Annotated in this window: 16 protein-coding genes; 9 read left to right on the forward strand and 7 right to left on the reverse strand. The window is 67.6% G+C overall.

The window, feature by feature from the left end:
- Positions 1 to 59 precede the first annotated feature (59 nt).
- Together E3O39_RS19020 and E3O39_RS19025 are read left to right on the forward strand one after the other, a co-directional pair.
- Positions 60 to 1,322 (forward strand): hypothetical protein, encoded by a 1,263-nt coding sequence (locus E3O39_RS19020; protein WP_166787355.1) that lies wholly within the window; start codon positions 60 to 62, stop codon positions 1,320 to 1,322.
- Positions 1,319 to 1,978 carry a TetR/AcrR family transcriptional regulator gene (locus tag E3O39_RS19025; protein WP_134560012.1) on the forward strand — a complete coding sequence of 220 codons (660 nt, stop codon included), beginning with the start codon at positions 1,319 to 1,321 and terminating at the stop codon, positions 1,976 to 1,978. Before E3O39_RS19020 ends, E3O39_RS19025 begins: the two co-directional genes overlap by 4 nt.
- Here E3O39_RS19025 and E3O39_RS13480 read toward each other — a convergent pair.
- Both E3O39_RS13480 and E3O39_RS13485 read right to left on the reverse strand, forming a co-directional pair.
- Entirely contained in the window at positions 1,975 to 3,165 is a 1,191-nt protein-coding gene (locus E3O39_RS13480) for an MFS transporter (RefSeq protein WP_134448864.1), read from the reverse strand. The two genes, E3O39_RS19025 and E3O39_RS13480, sit on opposite strands and share 4 nt — an antisense overlap.
- A 61-nt stretch (positions 3,166 to 3,226) precedes the next feature.
- The gene (locus E3O39_RS13485) at positions 3,227 to 3,895 is read right to left on the reverse strand and encodes a GntR family transcriptional regulator (protein WP_134448865.1); all 669 of its coding nucleotides are present in this window, start codon (positions 3,893 to 3,895) and stop codon (positions 3,227 to 3,229) included.
- A 157-nt stretch (positions 3,896 to 4,052) separates the two neighbouring features.
- Here E3O39_RS13485 and E3O39_RS13490 point away from each other — a divergent pair, with 157 nt between their 5' ends.
- From E3O39_RS13490 to E3O39_RS19230, 7 genes are all read left to right on the forward strand, one after another.
- Positions 4,053 to 5,441 (forward strand): FAD-binding oxidoreductase, encoded by a 1,389-nt coding sequence (locus E3O39_RS13490; protein ID WP_134448866.1) that lies wholly within the window; start codon positions 4,053 to 4,055, stop codon positions 5,439 to 5,441.
- Positions 5,442 to 5,709: 268 nt separating this feature from the next.
- Complete coding sequence (gene pflB, locus E3O39_RS13495; RefSeq protein WP_134448867.1) at positions 5,710 to 7,974, forward strand: formate C-acetyltransferase; 2,265 nt, start codon at positions 5,710 to 5,712, stop codon at positions 7,972 to 7,974.
- A gap of 96 nt (positions 7,975 to 8,070) precedes the next feature.
- Positions 8,071 to 8,937 carry a pyruvate formate-lyase-activating protein gene (gene pflA / locus E3O39_RS13500; RefSeq protein WP_134448868.1) on the forward strand — a complete coding sequence of 289 codons (867 nt, stop codon included), beginning with the start codon at positions 8,071 to 8,073 and terminating at the stop codon, positions 8,935 to 8,937.
- Positions 8,938 to 9,129: 192 nt separating this feature from the next.
- A complete protein-coding gene (locus E3O39_RS13505; protein ID WP_174774856.1) occupies positions 9,130 to 9,621 on the forward strand; it encodes an aromatic ring-opening dioxygenase LigA in 492 nt (163 codons plus the stop codon).
- Between the two features lie 273 nt (positions 9,622 to 9,894).
- On the forward strand, positions 9,895 to 11,511 hold the full coding sequence (locus tag E3O39_RS13510; protein ID WP_241985081.1) for a cellulase family glycosylhydrolase: 1,617 nt from the start codon (positions 9,895 to 9,897) through the stop codon (positions 11,509 to 11,511).
- Positions 11,512 to 11,632: 121 nt separating this feature from the next.
- A complete protein-coding gene (locus tag E3O39_RS13515; RefSeq protein WP_134448870.1) occupies positions 11,633 to 13,828 on the forward strand; it encodes a transglycosylase domain-containing protein in 2,196 nt (731 codons plus the stop codon).
- Positions 13,829 to 14,077: 249 nt separating this feature from the next.
- On the forward strand, positions 14,078 to 15,361 hold the full coding sequence (locus tag E3O39_RS19230) for a hypothetical protein (protein ID WP_194088662.1): 1,284 nt from the start codon (positions 14,078 to 14,080) through the stop codon (positions 15,359 to 15,361).
- Positions 15,362 to 15,522: 161 nt separating this feature from the next.
- On the opposite strand, the gene E3O39_RS13525 is transcribed toward E3O39_RS19230, so the two are convergent.
- From E3O39_RS13525 to E3O39_RS13545, 5 genes are all read right to left on the reverse strand, one after another.
- Positions 15,523 to 19,011 carry a DNA polymerase III subunit alpha gene (locus E3O39_RS13525; RefSeq protein WP_134448871.1) on the reverse strand — a complete coding sequence of 1,163 codons (3,489 nt, stop codon included), beginning with the start codon at positions 19,009 to 19,011 and terminating at the stop codon, positions 15,523 to 15,525.
- The gene (locus E3O39_RS13530) at positions 19,008 to 19,280 is read right to left on the reverse strand and encodes a hypothetical protein (RefSeq protein ID WP_134448872.1); all 273 of its coding nucleotides are present in this window, start codon (positions 19,278 to 19,280) and stop codon (positions 19,008 to 19,010) included. Before E3O39_RS13530 ends, E3O39_RS13525 begins: the two co-directional genes overlap by 4 nt.
- Before the next feature lie 66 nt (positions 19,281 to 19,346).
- Entirely contained in the window at positions 19,347 to 20,711 is a 1,365-nt protein-coding gene (locus E3O39_RS13535; RefSeq protein ID WP_134448873.1) for an MFS transporter, read from the reverse strand.
- Positions 20,712 to 20,784: 73 nt separating this feature from the next.
- Positions 20,785 to 21,855: an SDR family oxidoreductase gene (locus E3O39_RS13540; RefSeq protein ID WP_134448874.1), complete on the reverse strand. Its 1,071-nt coding sequence runs from the start codon at positions 21,853 to 21,855 to the stop codon at positions 20,785 to 20,787.
- Complete coding sequence (locus tag E3O39_RS13545) at positions 21,852 to 23,522, reverse strand: FAD-dependent oxidoreductase (protein WP_134448875.1); 1,671 nt, start codon at positions 23,520 to 23,522, stop codon at positions 21,852 to 21,854. The genes E3O39_RS13540 and E3O39_RS13545 overlap by 4 nt, the downstream gene beginning before the upstream one ends.
- Between the last annotated feature and the right edge of the window lie 120 nt (positions 23,523 to 23,642).

Here is a 23,642-nt window from a genome sequence, read left to right on the forward strand (position 1 = left end):
GGGCTCGCCTGATGACCGCCGGGCTCGACAAACATTAGAGTAAAGACTCTAATGGGAGTATGACGCCCGACAGGACACCCAGGAACGACCGGAACGAGCAGCACGACAGGAACGACCGGCACGAGCCGAAAGGCCGGTACGACAAGAAGGGGCGGACGTCGTCCCGGCGTTCGTTCCTCAAGGTCGCCGGCATCGGCCTGGGGACGATCGCGATCGCCGGCGCCGCAGGCCTCACCTGGCGCGCGGTCGACGGTGGCGTGTTCGCGAGCGGGACAGGCGAGGCATTCGCCGCATGGGCGCAGGCCGGCCCGGAGGCGCATGACGCCCTCGGCCTCGTTCGGGCCGCCGTGCTCGCAGCGAACGCGCACAACGCCCAGCCCTGGCAGTTCAGGGTCGCCGACAACCGGATCGACGTCTTCGCTGACACGACCAGGAACCTCGGGACGATGGACCCGCTGCTCCGGGAGATGGACGTCTCGCTCGGGTGCGCGATCGAGAACATCGTCGTCGCGGCACCCGCGAACGGGAAGAAGGCCGCCGTCACCCTGCTGCCGGACCCCGCGGACCCCACACACGTCGCACGGATCGACCTTCAGGCGGCGGAGGCATCCGTCTCACCGCTGTTCACCGCGATCGCATCCCGACACACCGACCGCAACTCCTATGACCTCACGCGGCCCGTGAGCGCCGCGGAGCTGGCACGGCTCAGCGGACTCATCGACGAGACCGTCGCCGAACTCGTCTGGTTCTCGGCCCCCGCGGAGAAGAATGCGTTCGGTGCCCTGACCGTCCGCGCGACCGAGGCGATCATCGCAGACCCGCAACAGGTGGCGGACGACGCCGCCTGGTACCGCACCGACTGGCACGAGATCCAGTCGAAGAAAGACGGCATCACGATCGACCCGTCCGGGCAGTCGGAATTCATCAGGGCCGTTTCGAAGGTCATTCCCGTTTCGACGGCCCAGAACAACGCGGGCTGGCTCGCCGGCACCAGGGACAGCCAGGTCCCCACGGCCGCGGCCTTCGGAGCGCTCGTCGTGCGCGACCCGCTCGACACCGGCGAGCGTCTCGCCGTCGGCAGGGCCTGGCAGCGCCTGCACCTGAGCATGACGGTCGACGGGGTGAGCGCCCAACCGCTCTGCCAGCTTCCGGAACGGATCGACAGGGAACGCTCGACGGGCCTCAACCCGGACTTCGGCGACGCGCTGGCCGCGCTCCTGCCCGCCGGCCGCCACGCGATCATGACCTTCCGGATCGGACATCCGACCGGCTCGGCCCTGCCGAGCCCTCGACGCCCCGCGCGGGAAGTCGTGCTTTCGTGAGCCGGGTCCCGACCACGGTGACGGCGGGGGAGACCAGGGCCAGGATCCTCTTCGTCGCCCTCGGCCTCTTCAACGAACGCGGCACCGCCGCCGTGACCACCAACGCGATCGCGGCGGCCGCCGGAATCAGCCCGGGCAACCTGTACTACTGGTTCGGCGGCAAGGACGAGATCGTGCGCGAGCTGCATGCCCAGCGCGTGACGGCCTATGAATCTCTCTGGGAGGCATCCGCTGCCGGGGGAGGGGACGGGCCTGAACGCCTGGACCCCGAGCAGGTACTCGACCGCCTCGGTGCCGGTGTCGCGCTGACGCGGCAGTACGCGTTCCTGGCCCGCGACCTCTTCGGCCTGCTGCACGCGGACCCGGTGCTCGCCGAACACTACCGGCTCGTGCGCGCCCGGCGCCTCGTCAGGTTCAGCGAGATCGCCAGGGGCTGGCGTGAACACGGCGAGATCCGCCCGCTCGGCGATCGGGAGCTCGATGACCTCGTGCGGGCGCTCTGGATTCTCGCCGAGTCCTGGTTCGCCTTCGAGGAGCTCGACGGGGCGGACACCGGAGGGCCTTCGGATTCCACTGCAGATTCCACCGGCGGGACGCGCTACCTGCGCGCCGTCCTCACGCCGTACCTCAGCGCCCCTTTACCCGGGCGGGGCTAGACGCGGCGGATGCCCCAGGCCACGACGGCGAGGGACGCCGCGCAGACGACACCGAGCAGGGACATCAGCAGGGTGTAGCTCGCGACGGCGTTGAGCGCCGCGAAGAGGACCGGCAGCAGGAACCCGAGGTAGGTGAGGCTGTAGTACACGCCCGTGATGCCGGCGAGGTCGGCAGGGGTGGAGATGCGCTGCACCTCGACGAGGCCCGCGACGACGCACACGCCGTACGCGGCGCCGAGCACGATCGCCGTGACGAGGGCGACGATCGGGGACAGGGTCGCCGCGGCGCAGATGGAGAGCAGGATGCCGACGAGCATCATGCCCATGCCGACGACGAGCGCTCGCCCGTTGGTGCGTGTGTTGATCCGGGCGACCTGCGGCTGGACCAGGGCCCCCGTACCGAGGGTGACGACCGTGAGCAGGGTCGCGTATGCGAGGTTGAACTCGCCGAGCTGGGTGTCGACGAGCTTCGGCATGATCGCGTACGCGATCCCGGCCGCGCCGAAGACCCAGGGCGCTGAGGGCGCGATGACGCGCAGGAAGCGGCGATGCCCGGCGAGAGGAACCGCAAGGTCACGCCAGAACGGGCGGTGCGCCCGATAGCGCGGCACGGTCTCCGGCGTCGTGACGAGCAGGGGCAGTACGGCAAGGCTCAGCACGATGTGGACGAGGTAGGGGGCGAGCGTCGGCATCGGGCCCCACTGGGCGAGTGCGCCGGCGACGCCGGCACCGAGTCCGAAGCCGAGGGTGAGGGTCAGTGCCGGGCGCCGGGCGCCTGCCACCGTGTCAGCGCGCTTGTCGAACGGCGCGGCGGAGAGTTCCTTGAGCCACGCCGTTCCGACCGACATCGCAACGCCCACGCTCAGCCCGGCCAGGAAGCGGCCGAGGCACAGCATGACCGTGCTCGAGAAACCGAAACCGAGAAGGATGCTGGCCACGAGTCCCGTGATCACGCCCGCGATCGCTAGGGGCTTGCGTCCATACCGGTCCGAGAGCGCCCCGGCGAGGAGGAGCCCGGGAATCAGGCCGACGACGTACGCCCCGAGGAAGACATCCGCCATCACGGTCGTGTAGTGGCCGAGCGCCTCGTACATGTGCAGCAGCGGGGTGAAGTGGTTGCCGCCCCAGGCCATGACGAAGATGGCGGGTGCTGCGCGGAGCCAGGCGGGAATGGTACGGGGAATCATCGGACTTTCGGAACGCGATCGGGGATGGACGGTGGTGGTGGTGGTCAGGGGACCGTGGCGGTCAGGCGACCCTGGTGGAGAAATGCCCGGCCTCGACATGTTCGCGGAGGGCACGGTCGTACGCTGCGGTGTCTCCGCTGGACACGTGACCGGCCAGGGTGCGGTGCTCGGCGAGAAGGCGTTCGAGGTTGCGGGGGTCCCGGGAAGCGACCCGGTGGGTGAGGCGTTCGAGCCTCGGGCCGAGCTGGGCGTAGAAACCGTCGATCACCCGGTTGCGGTTCTCGTCCACGATCCGGGAGTGGAAGCGGTGGTCTGCCCTGGCGAAGGTGAGCAGGTCACCGCTCGCAGCGGCATCCGCCTGGATCTCGATCAGGGCGGCGAGGTCGGTGTCCACCGCGCCTGTCCCGCCCTCGCATTCGCCCAGGAGCCGGACGGCGGTCGTCTCGAGCATGATGCGCACCTGGAGCAACTCGGCGGTCTCCGCCTCGTCGAGCGCGGTGACGACGGCGCCCTTCTTCGGGAAGAGCCGGATCAGCCCGCGGGCCTCGAGCGCGAGGAAGGCTTCGCGCACCGGTGTGCGGCTGAGTGAGAGGGCTCCGGCGATCTCCCCCTCGGTCAGGAAGGAGCTCGCAGGGAGGGACCCCGAGATGATCAGGTCCGCGACGTGCGTGTATGCCCGCTCGACGGCGGAGGCCCCGGCCGGCATGAGGGAGGCTGATTCGTTCGGCATACCCCCAGCCTAGCCATAGATACATCAATAACTACAAGTCGGCTGCGGAATATACCGCCTCATATACTGGGCAAACGCCCCGATTGAGGCACACCCACCGCCGGGCCGCAGGCCTTTCGCCCGGTGCCGGCTCGTCCACTCTGACCCAGAGGCCCCCGTGACTGAAACGCTTTCCCCGCAGACGATCCTCGACGAACTCGCCACGATACTGCCGCCCGCGCAGCTCGTGACCGGACAGGCGACCGATGCGTATCTCACGGACCAGTCGGACGGCACCGCTGCGGGGGAGCCCCTCGCCGTCGTGTTCCCCAAAAGCACCGCCGAGGTTGCGGCGGTCGTCACCCTCGCAGCGGCCAACGGCATTGCGCTCGTGCCGCAGGGTGCCCGCACCGGACTCGCCGGCGGTGCGAACGCGATCACCGGAGCCATTGTCGTGAACCTCACCCGGATGAACCGGATCGTCTCCGTCGACAAGGCAGACCAGACCGCGACGGTCGAGGCCGGCGTGCGCACATACGCCCTGGCCAGGGCCGCCGCGACCGCCGGCCTCTTCTACCCGCCGGACCCCGGCTCGTGGAAGGGCTCGACGATCGGCGGCAACGTGGCCACCAACGCCGGCGGGATGCTGTGCGTCAAGTACGGCGTGACGGGTAACTTCGTGCGCCGCCTCACGGTCGTCCTCGCGGACGGCTCCATCGTGCACACGGGGCAGCGCACCATCAAGGGTGTCGCCGGGTACAACCTGACGGCGCTCCTCGTCGGGTCGGAGGGCACCCTCGGGATCATCACCGAGATCACGGTCGGGCTGCTGCCTGCCCCTGCCTCGGCCTCCGGCGTGTCCGCGACGTTCTCGACCACCGCGGAGGCCCTCGCCGCCGCCGCACTGATCGTCACGAACAACCGGCGTCCGAGCGTGCTCGAATTCCTCGACGGATCCTGCATCACCGCGATCAACGCCTTCGACCCCGCGTCCACGCTCCCGGAGGGTGCTGCAGCACTTCTCCTCGTGCAGTCGGATGCCGCGGGGCAGGCCGACGACGACGTCGCAGAATACGCGCGCATCCTCGAGGCCGGGGGAGCGGGCGAGATCGTCATCGCGCACGACGCCGCGCACCTCGACCAGCTGATGAGCGCGAGACGCCTCCTCCAGCCGGCCCTGCAGGCCGCGCGCGGTGCGAGCCTCAACGAGGACGTGACCGTTCCGCGGTCGCAGCTGCAGGCGCTCCTCTCCGGCCTTCAGGAGATTTCCAGCGAACTCTTGATTCCGATCAGCACCGGAGGGCACCTCGGCGACGGGAACCTGCACCCGGTGATCGGCTTCAACCCCGACCTGCCCGCGGAGGTCGATGCCGCCCACCGCGCGTTCAAACGGGTGATCCAGCTCGCCGTCACGCTGGGTGGGTCCGCGTCGGGGGAACACGGGATCGGCCTGCTCAAGCAGGCGCACCTCGACGACGAACTCGGCCTCGCCGTGCGGGAGCTGCAGCGCCGCGTCAAGCTCGCTTTCGACCCCGCCAGCCTGCTGAACCCCGGAAAGAAGCTCTAGCCGCCAGGTTTGAGAATTCTCAGGATCGTCACTCCCCGCAGTGGATTACCGGGGTTTGGCTGTGCTAGGCGAGTCCTTTTAAACGCGCGGGCGAGAGACGCGGCGGAAGAACCCCCCGACCGGCCCTTGCCGGGGAGTAGTGTTGGAAAAAGAGAGCGGACCACGGTGCATCGGTGCACGTCTGGCGCCTCGTGTCCCCCCGCTCACTACCCCGAGCGCGGGATCTTCCGCGGCGGGAAAGCTCAATCCCACGAGGAGAGTAGTCCACATGACAATTACAGAGGGCGTCCTCAGCGGCGACACTTCGATGCAGCACGGCAAGGCGGAATTCGTTTCCGGGCCGTGGCAGGATTCGATTAACCTTCGCGATTTCATTCAGCGCAATTACACGCCGTATATCGGCGACGCGTCCTTCCTGGCCGGGCCGACTGCCCGCACCACGGGAGTCTGGGCCAAGTTGTCCGCGATGTTCCCCGAGGAACGTCGTAAGGGCGTCTACGACATCGACGCCTTCACGCCGTCCTCCATTACAGCCCACAAGCCGGGCTACATCGACAAGGACAATGAAGTCATCGTCGGCCTCCAGACGGATGCGCCGCTCAAGCGCGCGATCATGCCGTTCGGTGGATGGCGCATGGTCGTCAACTCCCTCGAGACCTACGGCTACCCCGTCTCTCCCGAACTCGAGAAGATCTTCACCGACTACCGCAAGACCCACAACACTGCCGTGTTCGACGTCTACCCTCCCGGTGTGCGTCGTGCCCGCAACAGCCACCTGATCACCGGTCTTCCGGATGCCTACGGCCGTGGCCGTATCATCGGCGACTACCGTCGTGTCGCCCTCTACGGCGTCGACGCACTGATCGCCGGCAAGAAGAACGACCGCGCCGAGCTCGACATGGAGCCCTCGACCGAGGACATCATCCGCGCCCGCGAGGAAAACTCGGAGCAGATCCGGGCCCTCAAGGAACTCGTCCAGATGGCCGCGTCCTACGGCTCCGACATCTCCAAGCCGGCCCAGACCGCCCAGGAAGCCGTCCAGTGGCTGTACTTCGCGTACCTCGGTGCCGTCAAGGAACAGAACGGCGCTGCAATGTCGTTCGGCCGTAACTCGGCCTTCCTCGACGCGTACATCGAGCGCGACCTCGCCGACGGCACCATCACCGAAGAGGGCGCCCAGGAGCTCATCGACGACCTCGTCATCAAGCTCCGCATCGTGCGCTTCCTGCGTACCCCGGAATACGACGAGATCTTCGCCGGCGACCCGACCTGGGTCACCGAGTCCCTCGGCGGCATCGGCGAAGACGGTCGCCCGCTCGTCACCAAGACGGCGTTCCGTTTCCTCCAGACGTTGTACAACATCGGCGCAGCACCGGAGCCGAACCTCACCGTTCTCTGGAACGACGGCCTTCCCGATGGATTCAAGCGCTTCTGCGCCCAGGTTTCCATCGACACGTCGGCGATCCAGTACGAGTCCGACGACCTCATCCGCGCCGAGCTCGGTGACGACGCTGCGATCGCCTGCTGCGTCTCCCCGATGCGCGTCGGCAAGCAGATGCAGTTCTTCGGTGCTCGCGTCAACGCCGTCAAGGCGCTGCTCTACTCGATCAACGGCGGCAAGGACGAGGTTTCCGGCAAGCAGGTCGCCCCGGCGACCGCGCCGAACCTGGACACGATCCTCGACTATGACACCGTCTTCGCGAACTACCTCGTCACGCTCGAGTGGCTTGCCGAGACCTACGTCACCGCGCTGAACTGCATCCACTACATGCACGACAAGTACGCGTACGAGCGTCTCGAAATGGCTCTCCACGACAAGGAAATCGTTCGCACGATGGCCTGTGGCATCGCCGGCCTGAGCGTTGTCGCCGACTCCCTGTCCGCGATCAAGTACGCCAAGGTGCGTCCGGTCCGCGACGACAACGGACTCGTCATCGACTACACGATCGAGGGCGAATTCCCCAAGTTCGGTAACGACGACGACAAGGTCGACTCCATTGCGATCGACGTCATGGAACGCTTCATGAACATGATCCGCAAGCACCCGACCTACCGCAACGCGATCCACACCCAGTCGATCCTGACGATCACGTCCAACGTGGTCTACGGCAAGGCAACCGGCAACACGCCCGATGGCCGTCGCAAGGGTGAGCCGTTCGCTCCGGGTGCAAACCCGATGAACGGCCGCGACACGCACGGCATGCTCGCGTCGGCGCTCAGCGTCGCCAAGCTGCCGTTCAGCCAGGCGCAGGACGGCATCTCGCTCACGAACACGGTCGTCCCCAGTGGCCTCGGTCACACCAAGGACGAGCAGATCACGAGCCTCGTCGGACTCATTGACGCGTACACGGAAGCCACCGGCTACCACATCAACGTCAACGTGCTCAACAAGGAAACCCTTGAAGACGCCATGCTGCACCCGGAGAACTACCCGCAGCTGACGATTCGCGTCTCCGGCTACGCGGTCAACTTCGTGCGCCTCACGCGCGAACAGCAGATGGACGTCATCAGCCGTACGTTCCACCAGCGCTAAGGATTCACCAGCGCTAAGGATTCACCAGCACCGAAGATTCACCAGCACTAATATCCACCGATAACAGATGGCGGCGACGCTGAGTAGGACGAGACAATGCCCGCAATAAACCTCGGCCTACCCAGCGTCGGCCCCGCCATCGCACTCGTCGCGCTGGAGGACGGCAAGACTCCCAGCACCGAACAAGCTGAACTTGCCGAACTCCATCACCTCGAGATGGCCGCGATTCACAACGGCTCGGTGGCGAGCGTCCATTCCTGGGAACTCGTCACGGCCGTGGACGGTCCCGGAACGCGGATGACCCTGTTCCTGTCCGGGTGCCTGTTGCGTTGCCAGTACTGCCACAACCCGGACACCTGGAAGATGCGCGACGGGTTGATCACCACCCTCGACGACCTGGTCACGCGCCTCAAGCGCTACAAGGGCGTCTTCGACGCAACCGGGGGAGGCCTCACCATCTCCGGCGGTGAGCCGCTCATGCAGCCGGCCTTCGTGGAGCGCATCTTCGAGGAATGCCACAAGCTCGGCATCCACACCACCCTGGACACCTCGGGGTTCCTCGGGAAGAGCGCGTCAGAGACGCTGCTCGACAACCTCGACCTCGTGCTTCTGGACGTCAAGTCCGGTCTTCACGACACGTACAAAGAGGTCACCGGGCGTGAGCTCCAGCCGACACTCGATTTCGGCGATCGCCTCGCGGAAAAGGGAATCCCCGTCTGGGCCCGCTTCGTGCTCGTCCCCGGACTGACCGATGCCGTCGACAACGTCGACGCCGTCGCGGAAATCATTTCCCGCTGGCCGAACGTCGAGCGCGTCGAAGTGCTCCCGTTCCACCAGATGGGCGAGGACAAGTGGGACCGGCTCGAGATCCCGTACCCGCTGCACGGGGTGACGCCCCCCGACAACGATCTGCAGGAGCGCGTGCGGGAGCAATTCCGCGCGAGGGGCCTGACCGTTTTCTAGGCGAAACCGGCGTTCAGACGCTGGGAAAGGCGCGGCATCCAACGGATGCCGCGCCTTTCCTCCGCCACCGTGCAAACGTTTACCACCAATGTTGCAATCGGCAGAGAAAATGTGATGAATGCGCTTTCATTACTGGCAGACTGGGGGGTAACACGAGTGTCACGACAGGCGCGACACCAGGAAAGGTATCTCATGACAACCGCTACGACAACGGCTGCCCAGCCCCTGATCGCCGGTTCCGGCCAGGCGCGTATTCTTCGGATTATCGGCCTCCTCGGCATTATCGGCGGCCTCGTTATGCTCCTCGTCGGCGGCGTCGTCTGGGGCACCGTCAGCAGCCAGCTGGCCGGCGAGAAGATTACTGTCGCGGCCGACGCATCGTTCCTCGCCGGAACGACCGTCGACAACCCCCTCTCCGCCCTCGCGCAGGCGAACATCATTAACCACCACGCCATGGAGGCCTCGGGCGGCAAGACGTACGCCGAGCTCGCCCAGGACGACAAGGTCCGCCCGACGGTCATGACCGCGTCGCTGCTGCGCGCCTCGCTCTTCACCTCGATCGTCGCCTTCGGCGTCTCCTTCTTCGCCATGGGCCTCGGCATCCTCGTCGGCCTGTTCGGCTGGGCGATCTTCGTCCTCACGCCGCACGCTTCGAAGAAGACCGCGGTTCCGGCCGTCGCCTGATCCGATCCGGCAGTATCGAACGGGCCTCGCGGTAGTCGCGGGGCCCGTTTTCTGTGCCCGGCGCAGCTTGTTACCGTGCCGAAACACGGGAACCCCTACGATGGGGCTAACGGACGATCTTGCCGCCCCGAGGGGTGGCCATCGGGAACCACGTCCGCGGAATACTGGGGGACCAGCATGAGTGCTCGCGACAGCTATGCCACGAGGCAGATTTCCCCAACGGCGTCGGTACGACCGCGGCGCGGAGGCGCCACCGGACGCCTGGTAGCATTCGTGGCTGCCGCCCTGCTCCTGACGGGCGGCCTCGTGACGGCGGCTCCGCAGCCGGCGGCATTCGCGGCATCCTCCGTCAGTGCGCCGTCCGGCTGGCTGCACACCGCGGGTGGCACGATCCAGAACTCCGCCAACCAGACGTATGTCGTCAAGGCCATCTCCTGGTTCGGAATGGAGACGAGCAACTGCGCCCCGCACGGACTCTGGACGATCGGCCTCGACGCCGGCCTCGCGCAGATCAAGTCGCTCGGATTCAACACCCTGCGGCTGCCGTTCTCGAATGAGTGCCTCGGCGGGGCCCCCAGCAATTCGATCAACTACGCGGTGAATCCGACCCTCGCGGGACTGACCCCGCAGCGGCTGATGGACACGGTCATCGCCCGGGCGAAGGTCGCCGGACTCAATGTCATCCTCGACCGGCACCGTCCGGATTCCGGAGCCCAATCGGAGCTCTGGTACACGGCGCAATACAGTGAAGCCAAGTGGATCAGCGACTGGCAGGCACTCGCCACCCGGTATAAGAATGATCCGACCGTGATCGGCTTCGACCTGCACAACGAACCGCACGGGCAGGCATGCTGGGGCTGCGGTAACCCCGCGATCGACTGGCAGGCGGCCGCGACCCGCGGTGGGAACGCCGTGCTCGCCGTGAACCCCCGGCTGCTGATCCTCGTCGAGGGCATCGAGAACCAGGCCACCGGCGGATCCACCTGGTGGGGTGGCGGCCTGAGCGGTGTCAAGGGCAAGCCTGTCATCCTCTCCGTCGTGAACCAGGTGGTGTACTCGCCGCACGACTACCCGGCGACGGTCTACGCGCAGAAGTGGTTCAGCGCGGCCAACTACCCGGACAACCTCGCCACCGTCTGGGACCAGAACTGGGGCTACATCAGCAAGACCGGGATCGCACCGGTGCTGCTCGGCGAGTTCGGTACGAAGCTTGCGACCGAATCCGACCAGAAATGGCTTGCCAAGCTCGTACCGTACCTCTCGAGCAATGGCATGAGCTTCGCGTACTGGTCGTTCAACCCGAACAGCGGCGACACCGGCGGCATCGTCAAGGACGACTGGGTCACCCCGGAGGCGGCAAAGCTCACGGCCCTCACGCCGCTGCTCGGTGCAGGGACTCCGATCGTCGTTCCGCCGACTGCGACGCCGACGCCGACCGCTACTCCGACTCCGACGGCTACTCCGACTCCGACACCGACTCCGAAGCCGACCGCTACTCCGACTGCGACGCCGACGCCGACGGCGACTGCGAAGCCGACCGCTACTCCGACCCCGACTCCGACCGCCACTCCGACTCCCGTCCCCGGCACGGCCTCGATCACCACGACGTGGAACCTGCAGAGCGCGTGGGGCGCCGGCTACGTCGCCGACTTCCAGGTGAAGAGTGCGACCGGTGCCAAAGCCTGGAGCGTGACGTGGTCCGATCCGACCGTGACTGCGGTGACCAACGCGTGGGGGATGACGTGCACGGTCAAGGTCAGGACCTCGATCACGTGCACCGGAGCGGGTTGGGCGAGCACCATTCCCGCGGGGCAGAGCGTCTGGGTGGGCCTTCAGGTCGAGGCGACCAAGGCCCCGGTAGCACCGGCGCTGATCCTCACCGCCAGGTAAGCTCCCCGGCGGGCCTGCTCGACATCCGTTGCCCAGACCTGATCGCTCCGATAACGATCGTGAGACGCCCCTAGCAATTCTGTCGGCGCCGGGGTTCCATGAACCGTGATGGGGGGTTCAGATGCGGACGACGGAATTCCAGGAGCGGCGCACGCCTCGGGGTGTGATCGGCGGGCTGGTCGGGCTTGTGGCCATGAGCGGGGTTGCCGGACTCCTGATCGCCGCGTCGGTGACGCCCGTCGTCGCGCTGTCGGGACTCGCCGTGACGGACACGATCAACACCTTCCAAAGCCTTCCGGAATTCCTGTCGATCGACAGGCTCTCCCAGAAGAGCAACATCTACGCGATGCGGGGTGATGGCTCTCCCTACCTGCTCGCCTCCTTCTATGACCAGAACCGGATCGAGGTCGGCTCGGACTCGATCAGCCCCTTTGTGACGGATGCCGCGGTCTCGAGTGAGGACCCGCGCTTCTATGAACACGGCGGCATCGACATGCAGGGCACGATCAGGGCCGGACTCAGGGTGAGCCTTGGCGGGGAAACTCAGGGCGGGTCGTCCATCACTCAGCAGTATGTCAAGAATGTCCTCGTTCAGAAGTGCGAGGTACTCTCCGACCCCGTGGCGCGCGACTCCTGTTACACGACGGCCACCCGAACGAGCGCCGAGCGCAAGCTCAAGGAGATGCGGCTCGCGATCGGCGTCGAGAAGAAATACTCCAAGAAGGACATCCTTCGCCAGTATCTCAATATCACCGGCTTCGGAGGAACGGTCTACGGAATCGAGGCGGCCGCCGAGTACTACTTCAACACGACGGCGGCGGCCGTGAGCCTGCCGCAGGCCGCGAGCCTCGTCGCCATCATCAACAACCCGGTCAAGTTCCAGCTCGACGACCCGAACAGCGCCTCCAACGGTACGGCGAACGGCTACGCGGCGAACCGGGACCGTCGGGACTATATCCTCGGGACGATGCTGAAGTACGGCACGATCGGACCGGACGATTACGCGGCGGCGGTCGCGGCACCGGTCGAACCCAGCATCCACGAGCCCAGTACCGGCTGCCAGACCGCGGGCGGAAGCGCCTATTTCTGCGACTACGTGACCCATGTGCTTCGGAACGACCCGGCGTTCGGGGCGGATGCCGACACCCGGCTTCTCAACTTCCGCCGGGGTGGCTACAACGTCTACACAACCATTGATCTGGACCTTCAGAATGCCGCGGAGGCCACGATGAAGCAGAATGTGCCGTCGACCTTCCCCGGCTGGGATGTCGGCGCTGTCATCTCGAGCGTGCAGGTCGGCACCGGTCGTGTGCTTGCGATGGTGCAGAACAAGGACTACAGCCAGGATCCTGTCGTCGAGGCCACGGGAGCGAACTACACGAGCATCAACTACAACACCGACTATGCCGATGGCGGTTCGAGTGGCTTCCAGCCGGGTTCCGGGTACAAGGTGTTCACCCTCGCCGAGTGGCTCACGGAAGGTCACGCTCTCTACGAACGCGTCGATTCCCGCCGCAAGGCCAATTGGGGCACCTTCCAGGACAGCTGCCTCGGCCCGCAGAACTACGACAAGGAGAAGTGGAACCCGAAGAACGACGCCAACGAGAGTGGGGCGCACTACAGCGCCCTCGAAGCCACCGTGGGTTCGATCAACACCGGGTACATCGGGATGGCCAAGAAGCTCGACCTGTGCGGAATCCGTAAGACGGCTGAGGCATTCCGGATGCACCGCGCTGATGCGACCCCTCTCCTGCAGAGCGCTGCGTCGGTGATCGGCACGAATGAGATCGCGCCGTTGAGCATGGCCGTCGCGTTCGCGGGAATCGCGAACAGGGGGGTGACGTGCAGTCCGGTCGTGATCGACCGCATCGTTGGCCCGACCGGCGCTGAGGTTCCCGTGCCGACCAGCGAGTGCGCGGCTTCCGTCAACCCCACGGTCGCGGCGGGCATGGCCTACGCCATGCACAAGGTCATGACGACCGGGACAGGGCAGCAGTCGAACCGGGGCATGGCGCCGCAAGTGCCCGTGATCGGAAAGACCGGTACGACGGACGGCAATAAGGACACCTGGATGACCGGGTCGAGTACGAAGGTCGCAACCGTCGTCGCGGTGGTCAGCCTCACCGGCGATGCGAACCAGCGGACCACATACTTCGACAGCGGCCAGGCCGCGACCGCCCGGCACCGGATGTGGCCGGCGGTGATGTCGGTCGCGAATGCGAAGTACGGTGGAGATGACTTCATCGAAGCCAATCCGACGCCGACTCAGACACCGAGACCGACACCGGCGCAGACTCAGACTCCGACGCCCCGTTAAACACAGCGCTGAGGGTTTTCCGTCCTGAGAGTTTCTCAGCTATGAATGTGTCGTGAGTTCCCCGTGATTACGGCGATCTCTCAGTTTTTTTGTTTGTCAAGCCCCTAGCGCAGCCGTAAAACTGGGGGTATTTTCCGGAGCCGTGTACTTCGAATGGGTTACAGTCAACCCATCGAAAATGCGTGTCGTAGGTTCTGTGGATGGATTTGTGATCGGCGCGTTCCGGTCATTTGAAAGGCAAAAAACTCCATGCAACAGCTCTTTCGTCGCGCCGAGAAGTCCTCGCCGCGTAGTACAACCGCGCGTCGCAAACTCGTAGGCGGTGTCCTGGCCGCAACGGCGGCCCTGTGCATCGTCGTCGGCACAACGGCCTCCTGTGCGTTCGCCTCCGGCGACTCCTCGTCCTCGTCGTCCCGCTCGTCGTCCGGTTCATCGTCCGTGAGCGCACCGTCAGGCTGGCTCGCCGTGACCGGGGTGTGGTCACACCGTAAGAACCACCACAACGGAACTCCGACTCCGACTCCGACTCCGACTCCGACGCCTGCGCCGACGCCGAAGCCCACGCCGGCTCCGACGCCTGCGCCGAAGCCCACGCCCGCGCCGACGCCGAAGCCCACCCCGACTCCGACTCCGACTCCGACTCCGACTCCGACGCCTGCGCCGACGCCGAAGCCCACCCCGACTCCGACTCCGACTCCTACGCCCACGCCTACGCCGACGCCGACGCCTACTCCTACGCCGACGCCGACGCCTACTCCGACGACGCCCCCCATCGCCATCGGAACGTCCCCGCTGCACACCAATATCGTGTCGACGACCTTCTGGGTCGGCGAGATCTTCAACGCGAACCTCAGCGACGGCAGCCAGGTCTGCAGCACCTATGACAGCAAGTGGGCGCTTCACCACACCGGCGTTCAGCTCGGGTCCTCAACGGACACCGGCTGCGGCGGCTCGCCCGTCGGCGGGTGCGATGGCCCGTCCAGCGGCGCGACCGCTGCGACCTTCACGTGCACGACAGAGAAGCGCACCGCTGCCAACGGCTACTTCCCGACCAGCCAGCCCAAGCCGCTCGAGAACCCGTTCTACCTGGATCTTCCTTACGACGACGTCAACGACGCGACGGCGTTCGCCAACCGCGACACCGTCGTACCGTGGGCGAACGTGGCCCCGTACAGCGCTCACCATGGTGACTCGAACTACTCGTACATGAAGAACCACTGGGTCCAGCTCACCGGTCCCAATGGCCAGACGTGCTACGGACAGGTTGAGGACGCGGGCCCCTCGAGCGGCTCGCTGTACCACGACGCTGCCTACGTGTTCGGAAGCAACGACGCCCGTCCGGTGAACAAGCAGTTCAGCGGCGACCCGAGCCAGGGCGCAGGCACCGACGTGTCGCCCGCCCTCAACGGATGCCTCGGCTTCACCGACCTCGACGGCGACAACGACCACGTCAACTGGCGTTTCGTGGACCGGTCCGCCGTTCCCGCCGGCCCGTGGCTGAACGTGGAAACGACCAGCCAGGTGGCCCAGTAGCCGCCGGATAGTCGAACGGCCGTCCGGATCTACCGCCGGACGGCCGGTACAAGGATCCATCGGATGCCCGGTGCCGCGCCTGCGGCACCGGGCATTCGCCTGCCCGGACGGGTCGCGGCCGTTCCGTGGGCCGGGTTCGTGGGCCGGGTTCGCGTGTCGGATCAGGCGGAGCGCGCGGACCAGAGGTGGCGCACGTTTGTGGGCGCGACCGCGGCGAGCTCGGCCGCCAGGGCCTCGGCCCGGGCCTCGTCGCCCGCAGAGTTCTCGGCCGCGCGCTCGGCGCTGTGCCGTTGTTTGACCAGCCGGGCGGCATCCGCGAGGTCCCAGAGCGAGTCGCCCGTCACCGACACCCCTTTCGCACCCGAGCGCCTGGTGCGGCCGCGGACGAGCAGGTGCCTGGTCTGGAAGACCGGGGCGCCGATGCGTTCCTGGGCGTCGTGGAAGAACACCACGTTCGCGACCGGCCCGGTGCCGTCGTCGAGGCTCACGAACACGATGCGTCGCCCGCCGCGCATCGGCGGGGTGTTCGTCGCCCGCCGCACGCCCGCGAGGAGCACCTCGGTGCCGCCGGGCAGGTCGGCGAGGGCCGACGCCGGGGTGACGCCGAGTTCGGCGAAGAGCGGATAGAAACGGGCGAGCTGGTGCCCGGACACGGCGAGGCTCAGGTCGCGCAGCTCGAGTTCGGTCTGGGTCCGGCCGCGCAGCTCGAGGGAGGTGACGGCGGTGAACCGGTCGCCGGTGTACCGGGGGACCGGCAGGTCGACGTCGAAGGCGAGTTGGTCGTCGTGCACGGCGACGGCCGTGCCGCGGAGCGACTGGATGTGCGCGAGCAGCTCATGCCGGCGCTCACGGTCATAGCCGATGAAGCTGTCGAGGGCGCCGACCCGTGCGAGCGCCTCGAAGCTCGACCGCCGTGGCCGCACCCGGTCCCGGAAGTCCTGGAGCGAGGAGAACGGCTGGTGCCGCACGATCCGGGCCCTCTCGGCGGCGGTGCTGCCCGAAAGCTCTGGCAGCGCCAGGCGGATGCCTCTGCGCGGCCCGGCAGGCCCGGGAGACCCGGCAGTCACCGGTTCGACCTGGACAGGCCCGGCGTGGCCAGGAGGAAGATCCTCGACCCGGTAGTCGAGCACGCTGTGCTGCACGTCGAGCGGAAGCACGGGCACCCCGAGCGCCCGGGCTTCGGCCACGAGCAGGTCCTTCGGCCACATTCCCGGGTCGTGGGTGAGGAGACCGGCAAGGAAGACCGCAGGGTGATGGGTCTTCAGCCACGCGGACTGGTAGGTGGGCAGGGCGAACGCGGCGCCGTGCGCCTTGGCGAAGCCGAAGCTGCCGAATCCGGCGAGCACGGTCCAGATCCGGTCGATCACCGCCGGGGGGAATCCGCGGCCCAGGGCCTGCTCACGGACGTACGCCTCGATGAGGGGCAGCTGCTCGGGTTTCCCCAGGTGCCTGCGGAAGACATCCGCCTTGCCCAGGCCGCAGCCGGTGAGTTCGTCGAAGAGCCGCATCACCTGTTCGTGGAAGATGACGACGCCGCGGGTCTCCCGCAGGATCGGTTCGAAACGCGGGTGGATGTAGTCCGGCACGACCTCGCCGTGCCGCGCCTGCAGGTAGAGCAGGGGCATGTTGTTCTGCATCGGGCCGGGTCGGAACAGGGAGATCTCCACGGTGAGGTCGTTGAAGACCTCGGGCTGCAGCTTGCCGACGAGCTCCATCTGGCCTGGCGACTCGAGCTGGAAGATGCCGAGGGTGCGCGTCGAGCGGATTAGCTCGAAGGTCGGCTCGTCGTCGAGCGGGATCCGGTCGAGGTCGATGCTCTCGCCGGTGAGGCGTCGGTGCTCCTCGACGGCATGCGCCATCGCAGACTGCATCCGAACGCCCAGGATGTCGAGCTTGATCAGGCCCATCGGGTCCATGTCGTGCTTGTCGAACTGCGACATCGGCAGTCCCATTCCCGACGCCTGCACCGGGGTGCGGTCGAGCAGGCTCGCGTCGGAGAGGATCACGCCGCACGGGTGCACCGAGATGTGCCGCGGCAGCCGGTCGAGCCGTGCGGTGAGGTCGACCAGCTGATCGAGCTGCTGCGAGGCGCGCACTTCGGCGGCGAGCGGTTCGAGCTCGGGCTTCTCCTCGAGGGCACGGCGGAAGTCGCGGGCGTTGAACCGCCACATCTGCTTCGCGATCGCAGACACCTGCCCGGCATCCATGCCGAGGGCCAGCCCGGCGTCCCTGACGGCGCCGCGGCCGCGGTAGGCGTTGGTCATCGACATCAGCGAGACCCGGTCGGCACCGAAGGTCTGGAAAATGGCGCGGTAGATATCGTGGCGGCGCGCTGACTCCACGTCCAGGTCGATGTCGGGCAGGGTCTGGCGTTCGGGGGAGAGGAACCGTTCCCAGAGCAGGCCGTTCGCGATCGGCTCGACCGATGAGGTGTGCAGGGCGTAGTTGAGCACCGAGCCGACGCCGGAGCCACGGGCCTGGATACGAACGCCCATGCCCCTGACGAGGTCGGCGACGCGGGCGACCGTGAGGAAATAGCTCGCGAAGCCGAGATGCTCGACCGTCGCCATCTCGTACTCGAGGCGGGCGTGCGCCGTTTCGACCGCCGTCCGACCGGATGCCGCGTAGCGTTCGTCGACGCCGGATCGTCCGCGTTTCCAGAGTTCGGCGAGCGGGTCGCCGGTGACCCCGATCACGCGTGCCTCCGGCATCCGCGGGGTACCGAGGCCGATGTCGGCCTGCGGGTCGAGGGTGCAGCGGTCGGCGAGCATGTCCGTATCGCGCAGCAGCCGGGTGAGCGCGCCGTCGTCGTGCAGGCCGGCATCGACGACCATGCGGGCCACCTGCCGCATCGCGCCTGCCGGTTTGAGCCAGGCCTGTCCGTTCGTCTGCGGCTGCTCGAGCTCGGCGAGCGGGGTCAGGGTGCGGGCGGCGTCGGCAAGGTCTGCGGTCACCGCGTCCTCCGGCTCGCCGTAGCGCACCGCATTCGTGAGCACGGCGGGCAGGCCGTTCTGCTCGGCGAGGGCGAGCATGCGGGTCGCGGGAGTGACGCTGCCGCGGCTGCCGGGCTCGGCGAGATGGCAGACGACTTCGAGGCACACCGACCCGGTGGGCATCGATCCCTGCCAGGCCGTGAGCCGGGCGCCGGCTTCCTTCGTCGCGCGGCGGCCGATCGCCTCACCGACGTCTGAGACCGGCCCGAGCAGAACGGTCAGCGCCCGGAGCCCGGCCAGTTCGGCAAGCTCTGACCGGCCGATGCTCGGCTCGCGCCCTGTTCCGGTCGACATGGCCTGGTGGGCGGCGGACACGGCGCGGCACAGGGCAGCATACCCACGGCCGCTGGTGCCTCCGTGCGCGAGAACGACGACGCGGCCGAGCGGCAGCCGGTCGTCGTCGTGCACCGCGAGGTCGGACCCGAGGCCGGCGCGGATGCCCTCCGCCCCACACGCCCGAAGGTGCTTGACGGCCCCATAGAGCCCGTCACGGTCGGTGAGTGCAAGGAAGGAGGCGCCCTGGGCCCTCGCCTGGCCGGCAAGCGTTTCGGGAAGCGTCACCCCGTAGTGGGTCGAGTATGCGCTCGCGACGTGCAGGTGCGGGAAGCCGGTGCCCGGCCCGGCAGTGCCCGACCGGCCCGTGCCCGGCTCGTTCATCCCCAGTCGAGGGCGAGCACCCACGACCCGTCGACGTCGCGTCGCAGGTCGTACCGGTGTTGTTCCTCGCCCCCGCGGGCCGCGTCGACCCGCCACAGCTCGGTGTCGATGCGGGTGGGCACCCCGTCGTTCTCCCACCAGCGGGTGCGCGTGAACACCGCCTGCGGTTGCCCGATGATGGTGTGCTCGAAGCGGTCCCAGGTGAAGGCGCGGGGGTCGCCGTCGGCCGAAAGCTCGACGTCGACGCGGATGTCGATGATCTGGGGCATTCGGTGGCTCCTCCGTAATGATCGAACAAATGTTCGATATTGGGAGTGTACGTCACCCCGCCGACACTAGCCAGCGCCGACCGTCGATCGACGTCGCTCCGGTGCCTCGACGCGCAGCGCGTCGGCCCCGAGCAGGGCGGTCGGCACCCGGAAGGTCTCCCGCGCGGTGACGGCGGCGATCGCCGAGAGCACCATGGTGGCTGCGGTGAAGACGGCGACGGGAACCCAGCCGTCGATCCCGCTCCCGAGCAGGGCATAACAGATGCTCGGAGCGAAGCCGGCGAGCAGGAATCCGAGCTGGGTGCCGATCGCAAAGCCGGAGTAGCGCACCGGCGCGGCGAACATCTCCGTGAAGAACGACGGCCAGAGCCCGTTGACCATCGAATAGAACAGCGTCATGTTCAGGAAGCCGCCGAGGAAGATGAGCGGGATCGAACCGGTCGAGATCGCCCAGAAGTAGAGGAAGATGGTCGCCGCGGAACCGAGGGTGCCGATGATCCAGACCGGCCGGCGCCCGATGCGGTCCGACAGAGCCGAGAACAGCGGGATGGTGACGAGGGAACCCGCGATGGACACGGTCGCGACCCACAGCATCGTGCCGCGATCGATGCCCACGGCGGGGCTCGTCGCATAGGCGAGGCCGAAGACGGTGAACACGGTCTGCGTCACAGCGAACAGAGAGCAGACGAGCACGCGCACGACGTCGCGCCACTGGTGCCGGAACACCTGCGCGGCCGGGAACCTCTCGACGGCGGCGACGGACTTCGTCTCGGCGAACACCGGCGTCTCGTCGAGACGGGACCGCACGATGTATGCGACGACGAGCACGACCGCGCTCAACAGGAACGGCACCCGCCAGCCCCAGGCATACAGCTGGTCCTCCGGTAGGGCCGCGACGGGAATGAAGACGATGGTGGCGAGCACCATACCGGCCGCATACCCGGTCATCGTGAAACCGGAGAAGAACGCCCTGCGATGTTCGGGGGCGTGCTCGATGGCGAGGGTGCTCGCCCCTGCCGCTTCCCCGCCGGCCGAGAACCCCTGCGCGAGGCGGCACAGCACGAGGAGGGCCGGGGCGAAGGCCCCGATCTGGTCGTAGGTGGGCAGGAAGCCGATCGCGAGGCTCGCGACCCCCATGATCACGAGGGTGAGGATCAGCACCCGCTTGCGGCCGATCCGGTCGCCGAAGTGGCCGAGGATCAGCCCGCCGAACGGCCGGGCGACATAGCCGACGCCGAATGTCGCCAGGGAGGCGATGGTCGCGATCGCCGGGTCGGCGGCGGAGAAGAAGATGTGGTTGAAGACGAGGGCGGCCGCGGCGCCGTAGATGAAGAAGTCGTAGTACTCGAGGGCGCTGCCGACGAATGCCGCTGCCGCGGCCTTTCGAGGCATCCGCTGGGGGATGGTCGACGCTGGAACCGTGCTGGACATGCTGTCTCCTTTGACAAGGTGCCTGGTGGGGTTGGGGCGGGTGGTTCGGGTGGTGCGGGTGGTCTGCCCTGGGTCAGACGGCGGTGTATCCGCCGTCGATGACCAGTTCGGAACCGGTGCTGAAGCGGGATTCGTCGCTCGCGAGGTAGAGCACGCCGTAGGCGATCTCGTCGGGTTCCCCCTGCCGGCGGAGCGGATTGCCCTCGACCAGCTGGCGGTAGTACGCCTCTGGCCCGACAGCGCTCATGTCGGCGGCCGTGCGGCTCATCCTCGTGTTCATCGAGCCGGGGTGGATCGAATTCACCCGGATGCCGTGCTCACCGTAGGTCGCGGCGTCGGACTTGGTGAGCAGCCGGACCGCGCCTTTCGTGGCGTGGTACAGCGGCACGCTCCTGCCGCCGGTGATGCCGTGGATCGACGAGAAGTTGACGATGCTGCCGCGCGACGCGGCGATCATGGCCGGGACCACGTACTTCGTCATGAGCCAGGTGCCCTTGACGTTCACGTTGAAGATCCGGTCGAACTCGGCGAGGGTCGACTCGTGCGAGGGCGCCGCGCGCCCGATGATACCGGCGGCGTTCACGAGGATGTCGGGAACGCCGACCGTCTCGAGTACCCGGGCCACGGCGCGTTCCACCTGTTCCGGGTCGGTGATGTCGAGTTCGAGGGAGGTGATTCCCGGCTCGTGCCACGGTTCGGCCGGCGGGGTGACGTCGAGGCTGACGACCACGGCGCCCTCGCGGGCGAGGAGCCGCACGCAGGCGCTGCCGAGGTCGCCGCTCCCTCCCGTGACGATGGCGATCTTGCCGTGCACCCGCCCCTTCCTCTGCTCCGCGTGCGTCGTGGCCGGTTCCGGAACGTCGAAATCGACGGATGCGATCTGCCGGGTGTGCGGGCTGGAGAGGGCGATCAGCGGGGTGTGCAGCGGATGCCCTGCGTACCCGGCCACGTCGGCGGCCGTGTCGAAGTCCGCGACGATCGTGCAGTCCCAGGACCTGGCCTGTCCGGAGAGGTCGCGGCCGACGCTCAGCGACCGGAGCCCCGGCACGTGACCGACGAGACCGTCGAGCCCGGCACGCCAGTCGTGTTCGATCGAGGGGGTGAAGCTGTCTTCGAACCGGAAAAGCACCACGTGGCGGATCATCGGACGACCGCCGTCGCCGCAGCGTCGGCCAGGTCGGGGTAGCCGATCGGGCTGCCTGCGAGGGTGCGGCCGATCAGGTAGCCCATCGTCATCAGCGGCCCGAGGGTCGCGCCTGCGCCGGGGTAACCGGCCCCGTACGCGCTCTCGGTGGTGTTCCCGGCGGCGAACAGTCCACCGATGACGGCGCCGTCGACGTCGACGACGCGACCGACGCCATCCGTCGACACGCCTCCGCTCGTGCCGAAGGCGCCGTTGACGACCGGGAGCGCGTAGAACGGCCCGGTGGTGAGCGGGCCGAGGCTCGGGTTGGGGAAGACGTTCCCCGCATCGCCCCAGTAGGTGTCGTAGCGGCTCCGGCCCCTGCCGAAGTCTGGGTCCTCACCGAGCTCGGCGTAGTGGTTGAAGCGGCCGACCGTCTCCGTGAGGGCGGCCGGGTCGACGCCGATGCGCGCGGCGAGGTCGGCCAGGGTGGCGCCTTCGAGCAGCCACGCCGGCGTCGGCCGGCCGGCGCGGTGGCTCAGGACGCCGTAGCGCTCGAGGAAGGCGTGGTCGAAGACGACGTGGGCCGGCGTGTTCAGCGGGGCATTGGCCGCGGGGTCCCACGAGTGCAGGGCACGCGCGAGGTCGTTGTAATCCTGGGATTCGTTCGCGAAACGGCGCCCGTGTTGGTTGACCATGATCGAACCGGGACCCTGGCGTTCGAAGCGGAGCAGGGTGCCGACCTGTTCCCCGTCGCGGAGATCGCCGGGGATGACCGACATCGGCGCCCACCAGGCTTCCCTGGTCCCACCGGTCCGTGCACCGATGCGCTGGGCCATCCGGAGGCCGTCTCCGGTGTTCGACGGGGGAGAGCAGACGACGTGCAGACGGGTCTGGAGCAGCCCGTCGGCGAGTTCCTTGTCCCACTCGAAGCCGCCGCAGGCGAGCACGACGCCGTCATTCGCGTGGAACGTGCGTCCGTCCACGACGACGCCCGTGACGCGCCCGTTCTCGACGACGAGGCGTTCGGCGCGGGCGTCGACGGAGAGGGTCACGTCGTTCCCGAGGCAGGAGGCGAGCAGCATGCTGACGAGCGCCTGCCCCTTGGCGACGAGGCCCGCCGCTTCCCGTGCCGCGAGTTCTGGCCAGGGGAAGTGGGTGAAGGCTCCCCAGGCTTCGTATTCCTGCATCGTGAAGGGCGCCCGGCCGTCGGTGCGCACGTGTGCCCGCACGGGGCCGAGCGCGGCAGCGGCGTCGAAGAGTTCGGGTTCGACGGTGCGTCCGCCGTCGAGGGCGCCGTCGAGATCCATCCGGTAGTCCGGGAAGTTATCAAGCAGCAGGAAGGCCACGCCGAGCTCGCGTTCGACGTAGCGCAGCATGTCATCGCCGCTGTCGATCGCGGCATCGAAGAGCTCGTTCCTGCCCCGGCCCCTGGAGACCGCTCGCACGTACCGTGCGGCGTCTTCCGGCGAATCCGCGATGCCCGCGCCGCGGGCGAGATGGTTGGCGGCGACCCAGAGCATCCCGCCCGATACCGCCGAGGTCCCGCCGAGCAGGGCCGACTTCTCGACCACCAGCACGCTCTTGCCTTCGTTGGCCGCCGTCGCGGCGGCCGTGAGCGCCGCGGCGCCGGACCCCACCACCACGACATCGAATCGGTCCTGCGGCTTGCCCTGGAGAATTCGCATCGAATCCCACTCCCGTCGTCGTTGACACAAGAATTTGCGTTTCTGAAGACTGCCAACGGTCGGGGTCGCTCATCGTGCCCCTCCCATTCAATGGGAGGAATATTCGCCGGGGAATCGGGG

Source organism: Cryobacterium sp. MDB2-A-1 (assembly GCF_004402675.1).
GTDB classification, from domain to species: domain Bacteria; phylum Actinomycetota; class Actinomycetes; order Actinomycetales; family Microbacteriaceae; genus Cryobacterium; species Cryobacterium glucosi.